A 695-nucleotide genomic window follows, 5' to 3' on the forward strand; every position below is an offset into this window, starting at 1 on the left:
GTGAACGGACCGTTCGGCCAATGGAACGGGACGAACGGTCCGTTCACCCGAAACGAACATGACCTCCGAGCGCGGGTGAACGGACCGTTCGACCAACTAGATGGGACGAACGGTCCGTTCACTCCAGCAGCAGGTGAGATCGTCTCGGTGTTCGGGTGGGTGAACGGACCGCTTGTCCGATAGAGCTGGACGAACGGTCCGTTCACTCCGCTGCCGGGGAAGGGGCGAGGCGGACCAGCGCCGGGCGCAGCAGGTGTCCGTGCACCCGGTAGCCGGGCCGCAGCACCTCGGCGACCACCGCCTCCGCCTCGGGAGCGCGGCGCATCGGGACGACGGTGGGCGGTTCCTCCGGCGCCACCGCCTCGTGCACGGCCGGGTCGAACGGTTCGCCCAGCGGGTCGAACCGGTGCAGGCCCTCGGCGGCGAGGGTGTGCTGCAGCTGCTCGTGCACCGGCCCCAACGCCTCCGGGTGGTGCCGGGCGCCGATCTCCACCGCGTCCACCACCGGCAGCAGCTGGGTGAGCACGCCCTCGGCGGCCCGGTCCAGGTGCGTGGTCTGCTCCCGCAGCATCCGCTTGCGGTAGTTGTCGAACTCGGCCGTCACCCGGCGCAGCATCTCCAGGTGCGCGTCCCGCTCACCGCGCAGCCGGGTGATCAGCTCCGCCGGGTCCGGTTCGGCCGGGGGTCGTTCGCGC

The 695-nt window shown here is 71.4% G+C and carries 1 protein-coding gene; it reads right to left on the reverse strand.

The genetic code is table 11. The features are described from left to right. Nucleotides 1–202: 202 nt before the first annotated feature. A partial coding sequence (locus LCD31_RS15225) for a nucleotide exchange factor GrpE (RefSeq protein WP_224958894.1) occupies nt 203–695 on the reverse strand: 493 nt, incomplete at its 5' end.

Source organism: Saccharopolyspora sp. 6M (assembly GCF_020176775.1).
Taxonomy (GTDB): Bacteria; Actinomycetota; Actinomycetes; order Mycobacteriales; family Pseudonocardiaceae; genus Saccharopolyspora_C; species Saccharopolyspora_C gregorii.